This window comes from Streptomyces sp. NPDC050625, from assembly GCF_040654755.1.
In the GTDB taxonomy this organism is placed as follows: Bacteria; Actinomycetota; Actinomycetes; order Streptomycetales; family Streptomycetaceae; genus Streptomyces.
Genome location: NZ_JBFAIQ010000014.1, coordinates 177,149 through 192,050, shown reverse-complemented (window position 1 = coordinate 192,050; position 14,902 = coordinate 177,149). Strand labels below are relative to the sequence as shown.

The following is a 14,902-nucleotide window of genomic DNA, read 5'->3' as shown; positions in this document are numbered from 1 at the left end:
CACCCGTTGAAGACGAACACACGAGCCGGTCAGTTCGCGGTTCGCACCGTGACTTTCCCGTCGGCGGTGCGGGCGGAGACGACGTGGCGGCTGGAGTCGCTGCGGGGCACGGAGACGTCCACCGCGCCGTCGCCGGTCCTCGTCGTCACCCGGTACGTGGCCCGGGGCAGCGCGAGCGTGACGGAGCCGTCGGCGCTGGTGGCCTCCACCAGGTCGGGTACGGCGCCGAGTTCGAGGCGGACCGAGCCGTCATGAGTGGTCGCCCGCACCCGGGGCGAGGAGACCTCGGCGCGCACCGAGCCGTCGTCGGAGTGGAGCTCCAGCGGCCCCGTGGAGTCGGTGACGTGCACGGACCCGTCGTGGGTACGGATGCCGAGCGCGTCGGTGAACCCGCGGGCCCGCACGCTGCCGTCGCCGTCCTCCACCTTGACCGCGATGCCGCGCGGCACCTCGATGCGGTGCCTGGCGGAGCAGTCGGCGATGAACCCGGAGCACCTCATCCGCAGCGCCAGCCGGTCGTCCTTCATCGACCAGGTCACCTTGGGGTCCCCGCCCACGACGACCTTGCCCTTGAACCAGCGGGTGACCTCGACCGTCCCCGCCTTGTTCGAGCCGGCGGCGACGATCTCCAGCGCCGAGTCGTCGGAGTCGATGGTCAGGGTGTGCCCGTGCAGGGCGAAGGAACGGTGGTCGGGATGCTTGTCGTCCGCCGCGGAGTCACCGCAGGCGGAGAGCGCGGCGGTGAGGAGCACGGTGACGCCGAGCGCGGCGGCCGTACGGCGGACGGGGGCGGTTCGGCCGGCTCGGGCGGTGGAGGTCATGTCATCGACAGTAGGAATCGGCGGCCCGGGAGCCGATCCGGGCGGCTCCCGTATTCGAGGTGGGGACAACCCCCCGACGCAGCCCGCGCGGGCTGCACCGATACAGGTTTGCGGGACAGTGCCCCGGGCAATGTAGGCTGTCGACTCGTCCTGGGTGCGTAGCTCAGGGGTAGAGCGCCTGCCTTACAAGCAGGATGTCGGCGGTTCGAAACCGTCCGCGCCCACACAGGAAGAGACCCCGGCCGCTGACGGCCGGGGTCTTCTTGTCAGTCGCCCGCGTCCTCGCGGCGCTCGTGCGCGTGCTTCAGCGTCATCCGGGCCGCCACCCGGTCCGCCTCCGCGACCTCCGCCCAGAAGCGGTGACCGCTCACGAACACCGCGAGTTCGTGCTCCCGCTGCCTCAGCTTCTCCACCTCGGCCTGCTCGTCGGCCGTCCAGCCGGGGGAGGCGGGGCGCTCCACCTTCCGCCAGCCGCTGTCGTCGCTGAATCCGTCCAGCGGCACGACCGACCAGGGGAGGCGCTTCAGGAGGGCCGACAGCTCGGCCCGGACCTGATGCAACTCCTCCTGACCGGCGAGGAGGTCACTCGGAAAGTCATGGATCGCAGCCACGCGGCAATGCTACGCCTGTTCGATTTTGGGAGGCGAGTTCGTTCCGGAGGTTCATGCGAACGAGTGCTCACTCCGTGGGCAGGCCCGCCGAGGCCGCCAGCGATCCCAGCGTGGCATGGAGGAGTCGGCGCTGGTCGGCGGTGAGGTGGGCGGTGATCTCGGCGTCCAGGGCGCGGGCCTCGGTGGCGCAGTGGGCCAGTAGTTCGCGGCCCCGGTCGGTGAGCGTGAGGACCTGGCGGCGGCGGTCGCCGGGGTCGCGCACGCGCTCGACCGCGCCGAGCCGTTCCAGGTGGTCGGCGAGTGAGACCACCAGGCTGGGGGCCACGCCGAGGCGGCCCGCCAGGTCCTGCTGGGAGGCGAACGAGCCCTGGGTGAGGGCCGTCAGGAGGCCCACGTGCTTGGGCTTCAGGTCGTACCGCTCGATCCGCTCGGCGAACCGGTCGCCGATCACCGCGCCCAGTGTGCCGAGCCGGAAGGTGAGCGTGTGCGGCAGTCCACCGGGCCCCTTGACTTCGTTCATGCCAGGGATGGTACCTTTCAAGAACCATTCTCAATCAGAATGATTCACGGGGTGATGAAGTTGACCACGCACACCGCGCATCTGCTGACAGGCCTCCTCAACGCACTCGTGGCGCTCGTCTCGGGAGTCTCCGCGGGCGTCGGCCTGGCCCGGCCGTCCCTGGCCCTCGCCACGGGCGAGCCGCTCAACTCGGGAGTCGTCTTCTTCGCCCGCGCCTATGCCGTCCGCGCGATCCCGCTCAGCGCGGCGGTCCTGACGCTCGTCGCCCTCGGCTCCTGGGGGACCCTGGTCCCGGTGCTGATCGTCTCCGGTGCCGCCCAGCTGGGCGACGCGGCGATCGGCGCGGCCCGCCGCAACCCGGGGATGCTGGTCACGGCGGGTGCGCTAGGGGTGGTGCACCTGGTGTCGGCGTGGTGGCTGTCGACAGGGTGACGCTGCCCGTTCACGTGCCTCAGTGGCCGGAGTCCCGCAACTCCCGCACCAGGCGTGCCGTCACCGGAACGGGTACTCCGTGGCGCTCGGCCGCGCGCAGCAACGCGCCGCCGATGGCGTCGAGTTCGAGCGGACGTCCCGCCTCCGCGTCGCGCTGCATCGACGACTTCGTGCCGGGCGGGAAGGCGTCGTAGCGGGCGAGCGCCCCGGCCGGGTCCGCGGGGGCGCCGCAGGCGGTGGCGACGGCCGCGGTCTCCGCGACGAGGGCCGTCAACTCCTCGCGGTGGCGCGTGCGTACGTCACCGAGAGGCAGTTCGTATCGGGTGGTCAGCAGGGCGAACGGGGCGAGGAACGACATCTTCGCCCACAGGGCCGACGTCTCGTCCTCGCAGACCCGGGTGACCGGACCGGCGGCGCCCAGGGCCGTCGCGAGCGTGTCGAGGAGCGGGCGGGGTACCGGGTCGCCGGCCAGGTCGATCTCGGTGAAGGGACTGCCGTGCTCGATCAGCCCGGGCGCGAGGCGGGTGGACTCGACCCGGATCACGGCAGGGGCCACGCGGTCGGGACGGTGGCGGGCGCGCAGCAGCGCGGGGTGCTCCACGCCGTTCAGGAACGGTACGAGAAGGGCGTCGCCGAGAACGCCGGGCGGGACTCGGGTGAGGGCCGCGTCCAGTGCCGTGTGCTTGACCGTGACCAGGCAGGCGTCTACGGGTTCGCGGAGTTCGGTGTCGGCCTCCACGGGCGCGGTGAAGTCACCGAACTGGCCGCTGCGGACGCGGATTCCACCGGTGCGCAGGGCGTCGGCGGTCTCGTCTCCCGCCAGGCAGATCACTCGATGGCCGGCACGCGCCAGCAGGCCCGCGAGGAGGCCGCCGATGCCGCCCGGGCCCAGGACGGCCACGGTGAGTCGTTCGTTCGCCATGATGTGGTTGTTCCTCTCGTCGGGTCGGCCCCGGAACGGTGGCCGCCTTCACGGGAGATCCTTCCAGGACGCGCGGGAGTGCGTGAGACTGGGGGCATGTGCCGCAGCATCAAGACACTTCGCCCGCCTGCGCTGGCCGAGGAGGCCACGGAGGACGAAATCCGCGCCGCCGCCCTGCAGTACGTGCGAAAGGTGTCCGGCTTCCGGGCACCGGCCGCACACAACCGGGAGGCGTTCGACAGAGCGGTGGACGCCGTCGCAGAGGCCACCGCCGAGCTGCTGGAAACCCTGGAGATCCGAGGCCAGACGGCACGTACGAGCGCGTAGAACCGACCCGACGAACCGGGCCGGGCCGGGCCGCGCCGCGAAAGGCGACGGCGCCTGACGAGCGGGGCCGCGGGAGGCCTCCGGCCGAGCGTGGTCGGGGGGCGTCGGCTGGGCTTGCGGCCGTGGGGTGCCTGCTGGCTTATCGGGGTCGCAGGACACCCGCCGGTACTTGTGGGACCGTGGGCCACCCGTCGGCCGGGCGGTGCCGTGGGGAGTCCGCCGGTCGTGCGAGCCACGTGGCGCCTGCCGGCCCACGAGAGCCGACGGCGACCGCCCCCAGACACCCCCGAGCCACACGCAGCCCCTCCGGAAGGCCGGGCACGCGGGCCTGCTGCTGAGGGTGGGGCCGCGAGGCTGGGCCTCCGGCCGGCGCCGAATCAGATGCGGCGGCCGTCTCCGTACGGTCGGGCCGCGAGCAACGTCGCTGCGGCAGGCCCGCAGGCCCGCGCCCCGGGTCCCGTTGTCGGAGTCCCCCCGCCCGAAGGGCGCGCCCGACGGGTCCTTCGGCGAGTGGTGCGGTCCGCCCCCGGCGAGGAGGCCTGCGGTCGGCGTCGCGTCAGGTTCGGTGCGGCACCGCCTCCGGACGGAGCGGGGGCCACTTCCCGCGCCCTCAAGGCGGCGCGGCACCGTGCGTGGTGTCCCGTGGCGGACCGGAGTTTGGTGGCCGGCCCCAGCGGAGCGTCCCCGTCCCCGTTACGACGCCTCCGAAGTCTCCGGACGGCGGCGCATCAGGTAGGCCGCGGCCGCGCCCGCGCCGAAGAGTGCCGCGAAGGACACTGCCGTGGCCAGCCAGCTGGCGCCCAGCCACTGGCCGCCGAAGTAGCCGAGGGCGACGCTGTAGACGGCCCAGGAGAGGCCGGCCAGGGCGGACCAGGGTACGAAGTCGCGGGCCCGGCGGTGTGCCGCGCCGGCGCACAGCGAGACGATGGAGCGGCCGGCCGGGGCGAATCGGGCGAGTATCACCAGCGGACCGCCGCCCTTGGAGAGAGCCGCGCCGAGACGTTCCTGCGCGTTGGCCAGACGCCGGGAACGGGCGATCGCACGGTCCAGCCGCTCACCGCCGCGCCAGGCCAGCCGGTACGCCACCAGGTCGCCCAGCACCGAGGCGGTGGCCGCGGACAGGATCAGGGTCAGGATGTCCGGCACATGCCCCGTGGCGCCCGAACCCGCGGCCGCCGCCGTGGCCGCCGTGATCACCAGCACCCCGCTCGGCAGCACCGGCAGGAAGACGTCCAGCAGCACCGAAACGGCGACCGCGGCATAGATCCATGGGCCGACGATCAGCGTCACCACGTCTTCGAACACGACTACTCCCCGTTACTCCCCCGATAACAGCCATACAGCGTACGCCTGGGGTGTGACAGAAGGGTCACGGGGGGCTCATGTATTCGTACAGTCTGTCAACTCGGGCCCGGCCGGGCGACGGAATATCGCGACGGAACATCTCGACATCGCAGTTGTCTCTCATGAAGGCCTCATGAAGGGGTGAGGGAGGACTCCTCCACCGTCCTCAGCGACCCGTCCCCTCGCGCCCGCTCCAGCCTCAGCCGCGCCGAACGGCCGTGCAGAGTGAGGGACATGAGCTGGTTTCCGAACCAAGGGCCGCCCGTCCTGCGCCAGTCGACCGGCGGTGCGGGACAGCCGCCGTGCCGGGCGAGCCGGCGCCCCAGGAGCCGGGCCGCGGCGCTCCAGCCGAAGCGGAAACCGAGCCGCAGCGACAGGGGCACGGCGTTGTGCACGGGGGAGCAGGTGAGCTGCAGGACGCGGGCGCCGGGGCCGCCGGCCGGCCATGAGGGCTCGGCAACATAGGCGTGGTGCACGTCTCCGGACAGCACGCACACCGTCGCCGGTGCCCCGGGCCCGGCTCCGGCCTCGGCGAACAGTTCGGTCAGGGTGGTGAAGGAGGCGGGGAAGGCGGCCCAGTGCTCCAGGTCGGCCCGGCGGCGAAGGTCCTCGCCGAAGCGCGCCCAGCGTGCGCCGCGCTCGCCCCGGCACAGGGCCGCGTTCCAGGTCTCGGCGTCGTGTACCAGATGCGGCAGCAGCCAGGGCAGGGAGGTGCCGACGAGGAGATGGTCGTACGAGCCCGGGTCCCCGAGCGCCTGCTCGCGCAGCCACGCCGCCTCGCCGGGGTCGAGCATCGCGCGGCTCTCCTCGTCGAGCACCCGGGCCGCCCGGGTGTCCACCATGAGCAGCCGTACCCGGCCGAAGTCGCGCCGGTAGCTCCAGCGGACCGAGGACGGATCGGTGTCGGCCCCGGCGGCGAAGGCGCGCAGCACGTCCGTGGCGTCCGGGATCTCGCGCACCGCCGCGTACAGCGGGTCGGCGGCCAGCTCACCGGGCGAGAGATTGCCGAGGTGCTGGTAGACCCAGTACGACATCAGACCGCTCAGCAGCCGCTCCTGCCACCACGCGGTCGCGCGCATGTCGGCGAGCCAGGAGGCGGAGGTGTTCCAGTCGTCGATGACGTCATGGTCGTCGAAGATCATGCAGCTGGGCACGGTGGACAGCAGCCAGCGCACCTCGGGGTCGAGCCAGGACTCGTAGTAGAGGCGGGTGTACTCCTCGTAGTCCGCGACCTCGCCGCCGGGCGGGTCGTCCAGGTCGCGCCGGGCGGCGAGCCAGCGCCGGGTCTCCGGGGAGACCTCGTCGGCGTACACCTGGTCGCCCAGGAGGAGGAGCACGTCGGGGCGCTCGCCGCCGGGGTCGGCGGCCGTCCGCGCCGCCAGCGCGTCCAGGGCGTCAGGGCCCGCCGGATCGTTGCCGTCGCCCGGGGGCGCGGCCCAGCGGCAGGAGCCGAAGACCACACGGACCGGATCGCCCTCGGCGGGCGTGCGGATGACGGAGGGCGGGAAACGGGAGTCGGGCAGCGGCCACACCCGTGTGCCGTCGAGCAGCACCTCGTACGACGGTGATGTGCCCGGGGTGAGTCCGGTCACCGGGACCAGGGCGTAGTGGTGCCCGGCGACCTGGAAGGTGCGGGCCGTGCCACCGGCACCGTCGGCGCAGCGCACCTCGGCGCCGCACGGACGGCTCGTCTCGACCCAGACGGTCGCGGACGAGCCGTCGGCGTACCTCAACAGTGGTCCCAAAAGCAGTCCGGCCACGGCGCCCGCCCTCTATTTTGGTCCGTTCACCTTCGGGGCGCTGTCTGCCGGGGTCGAGAGGGCGATCGTGCTCAGCCCTTCGGGCCTCCGCGCTCCCCCAAGCTCTCAACTTCGTTCGAGCAGGGGGGACCCCCATCCCTCTCGACCCGGCGCGCCCCTCCGGCTCACCTCCGTCGTCGTGATCCGTACGGTATTGAACGACGGGGGAGGGTGGACAGACCTCCGCGATCAGCAGCTGGCGAGGTAGTTCGTCAGCGCGGTCTTCTCGGCCGAGTCGACCGAGAGGTCGTAGTAGTACTTCACCTGGACCCAGGCGCGCACATAGGTGCAGCGGTACGCCGTGCGCGACGGCATCCAGGTGGCCGGGTCCTGGTCGCCCTTGGCCTGGTTCACATTGTCCGTGACGGCCAGCAGCTGGGGCCGGGTGATGTCGTTGGCGAAGCCCTGGCGCTGGGCGGTGGTCCACTTGCCGGCGCCGGAGTCCCAGGCCTCGGCGAGCGGGACCAGGTGGTCGATGTCGACGTCGGAGGCGGCGGTCCAGGTGGCGCCGTCGTAGGGGGAGTACCAGCTGCCGCTGGTGGCGGTGCAGGCGGAGTCGGTGACGACGTTCGTACCGTCCCGCTTGAGGATGTACTCGCGGGTGTTGCAGGTGCCGCTGATGGTGATCCAGGTCGGGAACAGGTCCCGGTTGTAGCCGGTGCGGTTCTCGGTGGCCACGGTGAGCTGGGAGAGATAGCTGCGGGCGGTGGCGGCGCTGACCGGCGTGGGGAGGGCGGCGGAGGCGCTCGGGGAGTTGAACAGTGCGGCGGAGGCTATGAGACCGGTGAGCGTCGCGAGTATGCTGAGGCGTCGACGCGCGTAGAACTTCGGCATGCGAACTCCCTTGTGGGGTGGGGGTGTTGGAGCGCGGGCGAGGGAATGCTCCCGGCTCCGCGTTGCCGGTGGGTGAGTGTTCGGTAAGAAGTTAGTGACGCGTTCATGACACGACAAGGTTCACGGTCGAACTTTCCGTCGCGTACGATGGGTGGCGCAGAAGGGGAGTAGCTCCTCGCCGGACCGTCGACATACTGCTCAGCCAGCCTGAGCCGGCGCCCGGAGCCGGACCTCGGTCACGAGACCGGCCAGCGAGACCTTCGGCAAGCAGTGCACGCCCGTGCCCCCACGTCACGGGTGCAGTGTGCTGCCATGCCGAGGTGTCTCCGTGTGACGCACAGCACTCTCGGTGGGGCAGCCCCGACCGATTGAGGAACTTTGATCAGCATCACCGTGACGGCGCTCGTCTTCGGCGTCATCTTTCTCGCCGAACTGCCGGACAAGACCGCGCTGACCGGCCTCGTCCTCGGCACCCGCTACCGGGCCTCGTACGTCTTCGCGGGTATCGCCGCCGCCTTCCTGCTGCACGTGGCGCTCGCCGTCGCGGCCGGCAGCGTGCTGACGCTGCTGCCCCAGCAGATCGTGCACGCGCTGACCGGCGTCCTCTTCCTCGGCGGCGGCGCGATGCTGCTGAAGAAGGACGACGACGAGGAGGAGATCAAGAAGCCCGCCGACCAGTCCTTCTGGAAGGTCGCCGGTACCGGTTTCATGCTCATCCTGGTCGCCGAGTTCGGTGACCTCACGCAGATCATGACCGCGAACCTCGCCGCCCGCTACGACGCCCCGCTCTCCGTCGGCCTCGGCGCGGTGCTCGCCCTGTGGGCGGTCGCCGGACTCGGCATCGTCGGTGGAAAGGCCCTGATGAAGCGGGTGCCGCTGCGGCTCATCACGAAGATCGCGGCGCTGCTGATGCTGACGCTCGGCGTGTGGAGCCTGTGGGAGGCCGTGGCGGGCTGAGCTGAACGTCAGGTGAATGCTCGCCGGGGGAGGTGGCGGGATCCCGCCGGGTTTTGTACCGTAGAGGAACAAAGTGGTTCCCGCCCGTTTTCCCTGACCGGCGGGCGGGGCCGCCTTGTCTTGTCCTTCTCTCCGCGCATTGTCCTTCCCTCCGCGCCTTGGAGCTGCCGATGACGGCCACGGCCACGTCCACCGCCACGCCCACCGTCCTCACCGCCCGCGCCCTCCTGCTCGACATGGACGGCACCCTCGTCAACTCGGACGCCGTCGTGGAGCGGATCTGGCGGCGCTGGGCCGAGCGGCACGGGCTGGACGCGGACGAGGTGATGAAGGTCGTGCACGGGCGCCAAGGACACGCCTCCATGGCGGTCCTGCTGCCGGACCGGCCCGTCGAGCAGAACCTCGCCGACAACGCGCGCATGCTCGCGGAGGAGACCGCGGACGTGGAGGGCGTCGTCGCGATCCCCGGCGCGCCCGAGTTCCTGGCCTCCCTGCGCCTGCTTCCGCACGCGTTGGTGACCTCCGCCGACGTGGCCCTGTCGACGGCCCGCATGGCCGCCGCGGGGCTCGGCCTCCCGGACGTCCGCGTCACCGCCGAGTCGGTCGGCGCGAGCAAGCCCGACCCCGAGGGCTTCCTGAAGGGGGCCGCGGAACTGGGCGTCGACCCCGCCGACTGCATCGTGTTCGAGGACTCCGGCGCGGGCATCGCGGCCGGCCGGGCCGCCGGGATGCGGGTCGTGGGGGTGGGAGCACGGGCCCGGTTCCACGGGCCGGACGTGGTCGTGGAGGACCTGACACGGGTCAGGGCCGAGTCCGCGGGGGACGGGACGATCCGGCTGCACGTCGGCTAGTGCATCGACCGGAAGGTTTGCCGGAAGCTCGCGGCGTCCGGCGTCCGGCGTCCGGCATCCGGCGTCCGGCATCCGGCATGGACGGGCCCGCCGGACGCTGCAGCCTTGAGGGCGCGAGTACCTCGCAGCCTATCCCCGCCAGCGAAAGCGCCCGGGCCGGGCCGAACCCGGTCGGGCCGGCTTCGTAGGCCACCGCGGCTGGACCGGGCAGGCGACTGATCCACCCGAGGACGTCAGCATGCTGCGGCGTGAGCCGACAGCGGATCAACTCCCCGGTCACCGCTGCGGGCATGCACATCCAACCCGACGCTCGTACGCTCAGAAAACACTGGGCCTCCCGCAAATGTAGGCACTACCGGCCAGGCTGCGCCCGGCCGGCAACCCACGACAACTTGCGAGCGAGGCCCGGGCCCACGACCGGCGCCTACATACCGTCTAGCGCGGCACGTGGCTCAACGCCGACGCCGCCTCGGAAACAGTGCACTGAGCGTCCCGCAGACAATCGCTCCGAGCAGCAACCATGCCCACGGCGCCCCGCCCGGCCGATGCGAGACCAACGCGTAGGCGAAGAAGCCGAGGCTGCCGCCCACCAGGAAGAACGCAAAGCCGCGAAGCCCGAACCACCACCTGGGGCGGTCTGTCTCTGAAGTCACGCCGGGCATTATCCACGCCCGCCGCCGGCAGTCGGGTTCCAGGCCCCGGCGTCTCGACAAGCTCGCACAGGCCGGTACGGCGCTACGGCTCCGGGGTCTCCTTCTCCAGTTGCGCCCGCGTGGCCGCCCCGTACACGCCGGGCTCGTCGGAGTCGATGCCGCGGGCCCACTGGAAGGTGCGCACGGCGTCCTCGACCTGGCCGCTGTAGCTGCCGTTGGCATCGCCGAGGTAGAGGTTCAGTCGGCGCAGCCTGAGCTGGAGCTCGGTGACCTCCGGGCCGTGGTCACCGCGGCGCAGCACCGGCGCGGACGTGGGCCGCGGGGAGTTCTCCGTGCCGGTGACCGTCGCCGTCTGGGTCGGTGTCGCCGAGCGGGACGGGGTCGCGGACGGAGTCGCTTTCGAGGGCGTGGGCGAGGGGCTCGGACTCGCGGACACCGTTGCCGACGGCGAGGCCGACGCCGAGGTCGGGGGCGCGGACGCCGCCGCCGTGGACGCCCGCTCCGACGCCGCTCCGGTCGTGGCCTCGGGCACGCTCTCCCGTACCTCCCGGGGTGCGGCCCCGTCCCGCGACGGAGTCTCGTACGAGAACAGCCCGCTCGCGAAACCGGCCGCCGCGACGACCGTGACCACGGCTCCGGCGGCGGAGAGCACCAGGGCACGGCGGGACCGGCGGGACCGGCGCGGCCGCCGCTCCTCCTCCGGCCCGACGCCCGGCTCGCCCGGCTCGTCCCGCCCCGGCTCGAACATCCGCAGGTCAGTGCCGCTCGGCCCGGTCACGGTCACCGGGTGCAGCGGCACGGTGACCTCGGGGGCGGGGACCGGCTGGGTGACTCCCTCGCTCTCGGCGGATCCCGCAGACGAGGATCCCTCCGACACAGGCCCCTCCGACGCAGGCCCCTCCGACGCAGGCCCTTCCGACGCAGGCCCCTCCGTCGCTGGCCCCTCTATCTCGACGTACGGCCGTATCCGCAGCGGATTGAAGTCCTCCGCCGCAGCCGCCTCCGCCGTACGCGTGTCGCGCAGGGCGTCGGACGCCCGCTGTGCGCAGTCGCACGACGGAGTGTTGCCCGGCCCCTTCGGCGCCCCGCACTCCGGGCACTGGAGGCCCTTCGCTTCAGTCACGTAGTCGTCCCTCCCCTCACGAACTCCCGAGAATATGCAGAGGTCCCTCACATCGTGATGCGGCTCAACGGGCCATAACGGGTGACACCGATCACGATGGAAGGAGTCGCGAGAGCCCCGGGAGGTCTCATGACGCTGGACACGCACGTCACGGCGCAGGAACCGAAGGACACGGGGCACGTCCCCGGCAATGTCCTCGTCCCGATGGGCGCCCTGCTGCTCGGTCTGCTGCTCGCCGCGCTCGACCAGACGATCGTGTCGACGGCGCTGCCGACCATCGTCAGTGACCTCGGCGGTCTGGAGCACCTGTCGTGGGTGGTCACCGCGTATCTGCTGGCCTCGACCGCCGCGACCCCGCTGTGGGGCAAGCTCGGCGACCAGTACGGGCGCAAGAAGCTGTTCCAGATCGCGATCGTGATCTTCCTGATCGGCTCGGCGCTGTGCGGCATGGCCCAGAACATGGGCGAGTTGATCGGCTTCCGGGCGCTGCAGGGGCTGGGCGGCGGCGGGCTGATCGTGCTGTCGATGGCGATCGTCGGGGATCTTGTGCCGCCCCGTGAACGCGGGCGCTACCAGGGGCTGTTCGGCGCGGTCTTCGGGACGACCAGCGTGCTCGGCCCGCTGCTGGGCGGGCTGTTCACCGAACACATCGGCTGGCGCTGGGTCTTCTACATCAACCTGCCCGTCGGCGTCGTCGCGCTCGCCGTGATCGCCACCGCGCTGCGCATCCCGCGCAAGTCCGCCCAGCACGTCATCGACTACCTCGGCACCTTCCTGATCGCCGCGGTCGCCACCTGTCTGGTCCTGGTCGCCTCGCTCGGCGGCACCACCTGGGCCTGGGGATCGGCGCAGATCATCGGTCTCTCGGTGCTCGGCGTCGTACTCGCCGTGCTGTTCGTCGCCGTGGAGCGCAGGGCCACCGAACCCGTGCTCCCCCTCAAGCTGTTCGGCATCCGCACCTTCACCCTCTCCGCGGTGATCAGCTTCATCGTGGGCCTCGCCATGTTCGGCGCGATGACCTATCTGCCGACCTTCCTCCAGATCGTGCACGGTGTGTCGCCGACCATGTCGGGTGTGCACATGCTGCCCATGGTGGTGGGCATGCTGCTGTCCTCGACCGGCTCCGGGCAGATAGTCAGCCGGACCGGGCGCTGGAAGGTGTTCCCCATCGCGGGCACCGGCGTCACCACGCTCGGTCTGCTCCTGCTCCACCAGCTGGACCAGAACAGCTCGACTGCCGAGATGAGCACGTACTTCTTCGTGTTCGGATTCGGCCTGGGCCTGGTGATGCAGGTCCTGGTCCTCATCGTGCAGAACGCCGTGTCGTACGAGGATCTCGGCGTCGCCACCTCGGGAGCGACCTTCTTCCGGTCGATCGGGGCCTCGTTCGGGGTCGCCGTCTTCGGCACGATCTTCGCGAGCCGTCTCGGCGAGCAACTGACCGCCGCCTTCCGGGGTGTAAGTCTCCCCGCGGGCCTGTCGGCGAGCACGCTGCAGGCGGACCCGCGCGGCATCGCCGCCCTGCCGCCCGCACTGCGCCCGGCGGCCCTGCACGCCTTCTCGGTCTCCATCACCGACGTCTTCCTGTACGCCGCTCCGGTCGCCCTCCTCGGCTTCGTACTGGCGTGGTTCCTGAAGGAGGACACGCTGCGCGGCTCGGTCACCGCGCCCGATGTGACGGAGACCCTCGCCACCAACCCGGTCCAGCGGTCCTCGTACGACGAGGTGTGCCGCGCGCTGTCGGTGCTCGGCACCCGTGAGGGGCAGCGGGAGATCTACCGGAAGATCACCGCGCGGGCGGGCTACGACCTGCTGCCCGCGGCGAGCTGGCTGCTGCTGCGGATGCGGAAGTACGGCTCGGTGGAGCCGGGCGTGCTCGCCGGGAGCTGTGCCGTCCCGCTGAGCGTGATCCTCGACGCCGAGCGCCAGGTCGAGGAGCGCCGGCTCGCCCTGCGCGAGGGCCTCGACCTCAGCCTGACCGACGAGGGACGCGAGGTGGCCGACCGGCTGGCACGGGCCCGTGAGGAGTCGCTGGCCGAACTGCTCGGCGACTGGTGGGGGCCCGGCCGGCCCACCGACCTGGACCGCCTGGTCAAGGAGCTGACCGACCAGATGTGCGGCTCGCAGCGGGAGCAGCCGCAGGGCGGGGCTGCGGCCGGGATCAGCTGAGTTCCTTGCGGAACCAGTGCTCCGCGTACGGGTCGGTGTTGTGCGGCTCCGTCTCCGTGTAGCCGAGCCGGGCGTACAGGGCGCGGGCCTCCACCAGGTCGCCCCGGGTGTCCAGGACGATCCGGGTGGCGCCGAGGGCACGGGCGGCGTCCTCGGCGGCCGCCACGAGCAGGGCCGCGCCGCCCTTGCCGCGCAGTTCCCCGCGCACGAAGACCCGGGTGAGTTCGGCGGTGGCCGGGTCCAGGAGCCGTACGCCTGCGGAACCGCCCGGTGCGCCGTCGTACCGCCCCACCAGCAACTGCCCGTCCGGCGGGGTCAGTTCGGCGCCGGTGGCGGCGGCGATCTCCCGCTCCAGCTCGCCGGGCTCGGTCCGGTGCCCCTCGTGCAGCAGGTACCAGCGGTCGCTGACCTCCGTGTAGTACGCCCGCCAGAGCGCGGCGGCGACGGGGGAGTCGAAGGGCTCGGGATCGATGGTCCAGGTCACGAAGGACATTGTCAGGCGGACGGGCCGACCCTGCGCAACCGGATATGCGCGACCTCTGACGGGGCCGCGCCGTTTCGCGGACCGAGCTACACCCCGTCCGTGCCCGCCGCCCCGTTCTCCCGCCGCTCGCGCCACTCCCGTACGACCTCTTCGACGTCGTACGGCTTCTTGCCCAGCGGGGGACCGGGCGGCGGCTTGAACATCATGTCGCGGATCTTGACATTGACATCGGTGATGATCTTGCGCGCGATCCGCTCCGAGGGCGCCGCATACGCCGCCGCGAGCGCGTCCTCGGCCTCCTTGCGCAGGGCCAGGGCCGGGGGCAGGAGCGCCAGACCCTCCCTGGCCATCTTGCGCTTGACCCACCACAGTTCGTCGTACGTCGTGTCGGTGCCGGGCGGCAACGGCTGACCCGCGCCCGGAAGTTGCTCGAACTCGCCGCGCCCCTGCGCATCGTGGATCTGTTTGTCGACCCAGGACTCGAACGGGACGCCCGGTGGCTTTCGCTCGGTCATGAGTCCATTGTGCCGGACGCGGTGGGGCCGGGCGATTTATCATGCGGCGGCTGTAGAGGCACACTTGGAAACAGGTCAAGCGCACTTCAGGGGGAACACACGTGCTCGAACTCACCATGGCCACCGTCTCCGCGGCGGACGCGGGCGCCACGGCCGGCATGCTCATGGCCGACGCGCCCAGCGAACCGGGCGCCGTGCTGAGGGTCGGCCGGGACGGGTCCGTGTGCCGTCTGGCCACACCCGACGACTGGCTGTTCGTCTCGCGGGTCCACCTGGAGTTCCTGTGCGGGCCCGACGGGGGCTGGCAGGTGAGGTGGCTGCACGGCTCGCAGCCCGACCCGTCGTCCGTGGTGCGACTGGTGGTCGGGGAGTACGCCCAGTCCGTCGCCTACGGCGGGACCGTGCCGCTGCCCCGGGGCGGCTCCGGCGAGATCATCATCCAGGACCGCACCGGGCCGCGCAGCGTCAACGTGGGCTTTTACCACGAGGTGTAGAGCACGGGCCGGAAGCCCGGCGGATCCGTCGGCCGGGGGGTGTAGT

Annotated in this window: 16 protein-coding genes and 1 tRNA gene; 7 read left to right on the top strand and 10 right to left on the bottom strand. The window is 71.7% G+C overall.

Annotated elements, in window-relative coordinates:
* Positions 1-29: 29 nt before the first annotated feature.
* Positions 30-821: a DUF4097 family beta strand repeat-containing protein gene (locus AB0I54_RS28225; RefSeq protein WP_363298952.1), complete on the bottom strand. Its 792-nt coding sequence runs from the start codon at positions 819-821 to the stop codon at positions 30-32.
* Positions 822-973: 152 nt separating this feature from the next.
* Between AB0I54_RS28225 and AB0I54_RS28220 the strand changes: the two genes are divergently transcribed.
* Positions 974-1,045 (top strand) — tRNA-Val (locus AB0I54_RS28220).
* 42 nt (positions 1,046-1,087) lie between these two features.
* Here AB0I54_RS28220 and AB0I54_RS28215 read toward each other — a convergent pair.
* A complete protein-coding gene (locus AB0I54_RS28215) occupies positions 1,088-1,432 on the bottom strand; it encodes a hypothetical protein (protein WP_363298951.1) in 345 nt (114 codons plus the stop codon).
* Between the two features lie 67 nt (positions 1,433-1,499).
* On the bottom strand, positions 1,500-1,952 hold the full coding sequence (locus AB0I54_RS28210) for a MarR family winged helix-turn-helix transcriptional regulator (protein ID WP_363298950.1): 453 nt from the start codon (positions 1,950-1,952) through the stop codon (positions 1,500-1,502).
* Positions 1,953-2,003: 51 nt separating this feature from the next.
* Here AB0I54_RS28210 and AB0I54_RS28205 point away from each other — a divergent pair, with 51 nt between their 5' ends.
* The gene (locus AB0I54_RS28205) at positions 2,004-2,384 is read left to right on the top strand and encodes a hypothetical protein (RefSeq protein ID WP_363298949.1); all 381 of its coding nucleotides are present in this window, start codon (positions 2,004-2,006) and stop codon (positions 2,382-2,384) included.
* Positions 2,385-2,403: 19 nt separating this feature from the next.
* On the opposite strand, the gene AB0I54_RS28200 is transcribed toward AB0I54_RS28205, so the two are convergent.
* Positions 2,404-3,306, bottom strand: coding sequence for a 2-dehydropantoate 2-reductase (locus tag AB0I54_RS28200; protein WP_363298948.1), 903 nt, complete (start codon positions 3,304-3,306; stop codon positions 2,404-2,406).
* A gap of 96 nt (positions 3,307-3,402) precedes the next feature.
* Here AB0I54_RS28200 and AB0I54_RS28195 point away from each other — a divergent pair, with 96 nt between their 5' ends.
* Positions 3,403-3,633, top strand: a complete 231-nt coding sequence (locus AB0I54_RS28195) for a DUF2277 domain-containing protein (protein WP_363298947.1) — start codon at positions 3,403-3,405, stop codon at positions 3,631-3,633.
* A 693-nt stretch (positions 3,634-4,326) separates the two neighbouring features.
* On the opposite strand, the gene AB0I54_RS28190 is transcribed toward AB0I54_RS28195, so the two are convergent.
* From AB0I54_RS28190 to AB0I54_RS28180, 3 genes are all read right to left on the bottom strand, one after another.
* Positions 4,327-4,938 carry a VTT domain-containing protein gene (locus AB0I54_RS28190; protein WP_363298946.1) on the bottom strand — a complete coding sequence of 204 codons (612 nt, stop codon included), beginning with the start codon at positions 4,936-4,938 and terminating at the stop codon, positions 4,327-4,329.
* A gap of 170 nt (positions 4,939-5,108) precedes the next feature.
* A complete protein-coding gene (locus AB0I54_RS28185) occupies positions 5,109-6,737 on the bottom strand; it encodes an alkaline phosphatase D family protein (protein WP_363298945.1) in 1,629 nt (542 codons plus the stop codon).
* Positions 6,738-6,965: 228 nt separating this feature from the next.
* Complete coding sequence (locus AB0I54_RS28180) at positions 6,966-7,610, bottom strand: HNH endonuclease family protein (RefSeq protein WP_363298944.1); 645 nt, start codon at positions 7,608-7,610, stop codon at positions 6,966-6,968.
* A 378-nt stretch (positions 7,611-7,988) separates the two neighbouring features.
* Between AB0I54_RS28180 and AB0I54_RS28175 the strand changes: the two genes are divergently transcribed.
* On the top strand, positions 7,989-8,567 hold the full coding sequence (locus tag AB0I54_RS28175) for a TMEM165/GDT1 family protein (protein ID WP_363298943.1): 579 nt from the start codon (positions 7,989-7,991) through the stop codon (positions 8,565-8,567).
* A gap of 170 nt (positions 8,568-8,737) precedes the next feature.
* Positions 8,738-9,418, top strand: coding sequence for an HAD-IA family hydrolase (locus AB0I54_RS28170; protein WP_363298942.1), 681 nt, complete (start codon positions 8,738-8,740; stop codon positions 9,416-9,418).
* A 735-nt stretch (positions 9,419-10,153) separates the two neighbouring features.
* On the opposite strand, the gene AB0I54_RS28165 is transcribed toward AB0I54_RS28170, so the two are convergent.
* Positions 10,154-10,948: a peptidoglycan-binding domain-containing protein gene (locus AB0I54_RS28165; protein WP_363298941.1), complete on the bottom strand. Its 795-nt coding sequence runs from the start codon at positions 10,946-10,948 to the stop codon at positions 10,154-10,156.
* Between the two features lie 375 nt (positions 10,949-11,323).
* Here AB0I54_RS28165 and AB0I54_RS28160 point away from each other — a divergent pair, with 375 nt between their 5' ends.
* Positions 11,324-13,363, top strand: a complete 2,040-nt coding sequence (locus tag AB0I54_RS28160; RefSeq protein ID WP_363298940.1) for an MDR family MFS transporter — start codon at positions 11,324-11,326, stop codon at positions 13,361-13,363.
* Here AB0I54_RS28160 and AB0I54_RS28155 read toward each other — a convergent pair.
* On the bottom strand, positions 13,356-13,856 hold the full coding sequence (locus tag AB0I54_RS28155; protein WP_363298939.1) for a GNAT family N-acetyltransferase: 501 nt from the start codon (positions 13,854-13,856) through the stop codon (positions 13,356-13,358). The two genes, AB0I54_RS28160 and AB0I54_RS28155, sit on opposite strands and share 8 nt — an antisense overlap.
* Before the next feature lie 77 nt (positions 13,857-13,933).
* Positions 13,934-14,362, bottom strand: coding sequence for a DUF1992 domain-containing protein (locus AB0I54_RS28150; RefSeq protein ID WP_363298938.1), 429 nt, complete (start codon positions 14,360-14,362; stop codon positions 13,934-13,936).
* Positions 14,363-14,463: 101 nt separating this feature from the next.
* Here AB0I54_RS28150 and AB0I54_RS28145 point away from each other — a divergent pair, with 101 nt between their 5' ends.
* A complete protein-coding gene (locus AB0I54_RS28145) occupies positions 14,464-14,856 on the top strand; it encodes a hypothetical protein (protein ID WP_363298937.1) in 393 nt (130 codons plus the stop codon).
* Positions 14,857-14,902: the final 46 nt, after the last annotated feature.